This window comes from Salipiger thiooxidans, from assembly GCF_900102075.1.
GTDB lineage: Bacteria > Pseudomonadota > Alphaproteobacteria > Rhodobacterales > Rhodobacteraceae > Salipiger > Salipiger thiooxidans.
This window is the reverse complement of sequence record NZ_FNAV01000059.1, coordinates 1-3,628: the sequence shown is the minus strand read 5'-3', so window position 1 is coordinate 3,628 and position 3,628 is coordinate 1. Positions and strand designations below refer to the sequence as shown.

3 protein-coding genes are annotated in these 3,628 nt (G+C 63.6%); all 3 read left to right on the top strand.

The window, feature by feature from the left end; translation table 11 throughout:
• Nucleotides 1-1,075, top strand: a 1,075-nt coding sequence (locus BLQ77_RS27970) for an RNA polymerase factor sigma-54 (RefSeq protein ID WP_207545919.1), incomplete at its 5' end; no start/stop codon positions are given.
• A gap of 216 nt (nt 1,076-1,291) precedes the next feature.
• A complete protein-coding gene (locus BLQ77_RS27965) occupies nt 1,292-2,827 on the top strand; it encodes an ABC transporter substrate-binding protein (RefSeq protein ID WP_089964315.1) in 1,536 nt (511 codons plus the stop codon).
• A gap of 21 nt (nt 2,828-2,848) precedes the next feature.
• On the top strand, nt 2,849-3,628 hold a 780-nt coding region (locus BLQ77_RS27960; RefSeq protein WP_089964314.1), incomplete at its 3' end, for an ABC transporter permease.

The window sequence follows — 3,628 nt, the reverse complement described above, 5'->3', positions numbered from 1 at the left end:
GGGGGGCGGACTTGCCGAGGTGCTGGGGGTCGCGGGCAGCCCGGGTCTGCACGAACATATCATGACCGAACTGCGCCTGCTCCTGCGCAGTGCCGAAGAATTGGAAATCGCGCGGGCGCTTGCCTTTTCGGTTTCCCCCTGGGGGTGGCTGGATCGCCCACCGGCAGAGATCGCAGGCGAGTTGGGAATACCGCCGGCGACGGTCGATGCGGTCCTTGCGAAGGCGCAACAGATCGAGCCCGCCGGGCTGCTGGCGCGGGATCTGCGCGAATGCCTGCTGCTGCAGGCCCGGGATCGCGGCCTGCTGACCCCCGCCATGGGATGCATTCTTGATCATCTCGACATGCTGGCCGCCGGAAAGCTCGATGTGCTCGCGCAGCTGGCGGGGACCAGTGTCGACGAGATCACCGCGGCACTCGGACAGATCCGCAGTTTCGAACCCAAGCCGGGCCTGCAGTTCGATCCCGTAACACCCGTCGACAGCGAACCGGACCTGCTCGTGCATCGCAGGGCGGGGGGCTGGGCGGTCGAACTGAACCGTTCGACCTTGCCCGCGGTGCAGGTCGACAGGGGCGAGGGGCGGGGACAGGCAGAGATCCGCAACGCCGAGGTGCTGGTGCGTGCAGTGAACCGGCGCAACGAGACCTTGCTGCGCTTGGGCGGAGAGATCGTGCGGCGCCAGGTCGGGTGGCTTGAAAGCGGCCCGGCCGCGCTGGCTCCGATGAGTTTCGCCTCGCTTGCCGCAGCGTTGGAGATCCATGAAACGACGGTCGGCCGGCTTGCTGCGGGGCGCATGATTGCAACGCCCCGAGGCACGGTGACCCTGCGCGCGCTCTGCAGCCCCGGAATAACCACGCGCGACGGCAGCGAGATGTCTGCCGTGGCGCTGCGGCATCGGATCGCGACGTTGATCAAGCAAGAGGGACCGCAACCGCTGAGCGACGCTCAGATCGTCGCGCGACTGGAGGCGGAGGGGCTACTGGTCGCCCGGAGAACGGTGGCGAAATATCGCGCTCAGATGGGCATCGCCAGCGCCGCCGAGCGTGCGGTAGCCGCGCCGGCATCGCGCGTGTGAGAGACGCACGCCTTGCGCGAATTTCGCGCGCACGGCATCCGAGCATTTGTCTTTGTCGAGTGGTGGGTTTTAAAACACTGTCTTTCCAGTGCCTTGCTTTGGGTGGCGCATTGTCGTTTCGTTGGCACGGTTCCTGCATCTGAATGGGTGTCCACACAAGATGACGCTGCGCCAATGCACGCTGCGCCAATGCGTAGACAAACAGGGAGTTAATAAATGAACAGACTGTCGAAATTCCTGACGGCGTCCGCGGTGGCCCTTTGCGCCACGGTGCCGGGTGCTCAGGCCGCGGATCTGACGGTGGGGTTCACGCTCGATGCCGATACGCTCGATCCGGCGAACCACCGCAAGCGCGAAACCGAAACGATCATCCGCAACCTCTATGACGGGCTGGTGACGCGTGACAGCAACATGGTTGTGGTGCCCGAGATCGCGGAATCGATCACGCAGGTTTCTCCGACCGAGTATGATTTCAAGCTGCGTCAGGGCGTGAAATTCCATGACGGCAGCGAAATGACCGCCGAGGACGTCAAGTTTACCTTTGACCGCATTACGCAGGATGGCGGCATGGGCGATGGTGTAACCAGCCCGCGGCAGGGCCTGATGGGGCCGGTTGCATCGGTCGATATCGTGGCGGACGATACCGTGCGCATCAGCTTGTCCGAACCCTGGCCGATCCTGCCGGCGATGCTGCCAAACCAGCAGATCGTCTCGAAGGCCTGGGTCGAGGAGTTCGGCAACGACGGCGTCGCGACGATGGAGAACGGCACCGGCCCGTTCAAGCTGGTCGAGTGGCGCAAGGGCGATGCCATCATCATGGAGCGCTTTGACGACTATTACGGCGGTGCAACGGACATCGAGCCGGTCGGCACGGCCTGCGTCGACCGGGTGATCTTCAAGGTCATTCCCGAAAGCGCCAGCCGCGTGGCCGCTCTGCTGGCCGGCGACGTCGATATCATCAACGAACTGCCGCCCTTTTCGGTGGGTCAGGTCGAGAACAACGAGAACACGGATGTTCTGACGGTAAACGGCACCCGCAGCTTTTTCATCGCGATGAACACGCAAGGCGAGCTGTTCGATGATCCCAAGGTGCGCGAGGCCGCGGCTCACGCCATCGACAAGGACCTCATCATCGACCGGATCCTGGGCGGTAACGCGGCACGTATCGACGGCATCCTGTCGCCTGACGCCTTTGGCGCAAGCGAGCTGCCGCGCTACGACTATGACCCCGAGCGGTCCCGCGAACTGCTGGCCGAGGCAGGCTATCCCGACGGCATCGAGGTCACGATGGACGTCGAGGGCGCGTTCAAGGACACGGCCGAGGCCGTCGCTTCGCTTTTGACCAAGGCAGGTATCGAGACCCGCGTGGTCGTGGGCGAGGGGGCCCAGCTTGTCGACAAATGGCGGACCAAGGGCGAACCGAAGTCGGGTGACCTGTATTTCACCAGCTGGGGCAATGGCTCTCTTGATCCGTTCGACATCTTCACGCCGACACACCGCACCAATGATCGTGGCAACTCGGCGGGATACTCCAACCCGGAACTCGACGCGTTGCTCGATGCGGCTGCGGTCGAGATCGACCAGGAGAAGCGGGCGGCGATGTATCACGATGCCGAAATGATGATCAACGCGGACATCCCCTATCTCTACCTCTGGGTTCCGCAGGACATCTACGGCGTCTCCAAGCGGCTGACAGGCTGGACGCCGAGTGCCGACAGCCGCATCAACCTGCACGACGCCTGCGTTGAATAATCGGCAGACGGAGGAACGGGCATGAGCCCAGGCAAGCTCCTTGAGCGTATCGCGCAACTCGTGCCCGTTCTGCTGGGTGTCAGCGTCATCGTCTTCGTGATGATGGCTCTGACACCGGGCGATCCGGTGCAGATCATGATCGGTGACCAGTCGATCACCCCGGAACAGGAGGCCGAGCTGCGCCGGGGGCTGGGGCTCGACCGACCGATGATCGAGCGCTTCTTCATCTTTCTCGGCAATGCGCTGCAGTTCGATTTCGGCGAAAGCTTCTATCACCGACGCCCGGTCGCGGACGTGATCGCCGAACGGCTCCCGGCGACCATCGAACTCAGCCTTGTGGCCCTGATCGTGGCGCTGGTGACGGCGATCCCGCTGGGTGTTCTGGCCGCCATCCGCAAGAATTCTATCTTTGACAGGCTCGCAACGGTGGGCTCGCTGCTAGGCGTCTCGCTGCCCGGGTTCTGGTTCGGCATCCTGCTGCTCATGCTGTTCGCCGTGCATCTGCAGATTCTACCTGTCTCGGGCCGCATCGGCTTTGAGTCCGAAGTGCCGACGGTGACGGGGTTTCTGCTGATCGATACCCTTCTGGCCGGAGACCTGCGGGCCTTTGGTGATGCGATGGCGCACCTGATCCTGCCCGCGATCACCCTGGGGCTGCCGATGACCGCGATCCTGATGCGTGTCACGCGCAGCTCAATGCTCGAGGTGCTGCGCCAGGATTACGTGACCTTCGCCGATGCCAAGGGGCTTTCGCGCCGGCGCGTTCTCTTTCGGCACGCGCTCAAGAATGCGCTTGTGCCG

What these genes read in the sequence shown, in the direction of transcription:
- BLQ77_RS27965 (WP_089964315.1), top strand. Translation starts at nt 1,292, where the DNA reads ATGAACAGACTGTCGAAATTCCTGACGGCGTCCGCGGTGGCCCTTTGC.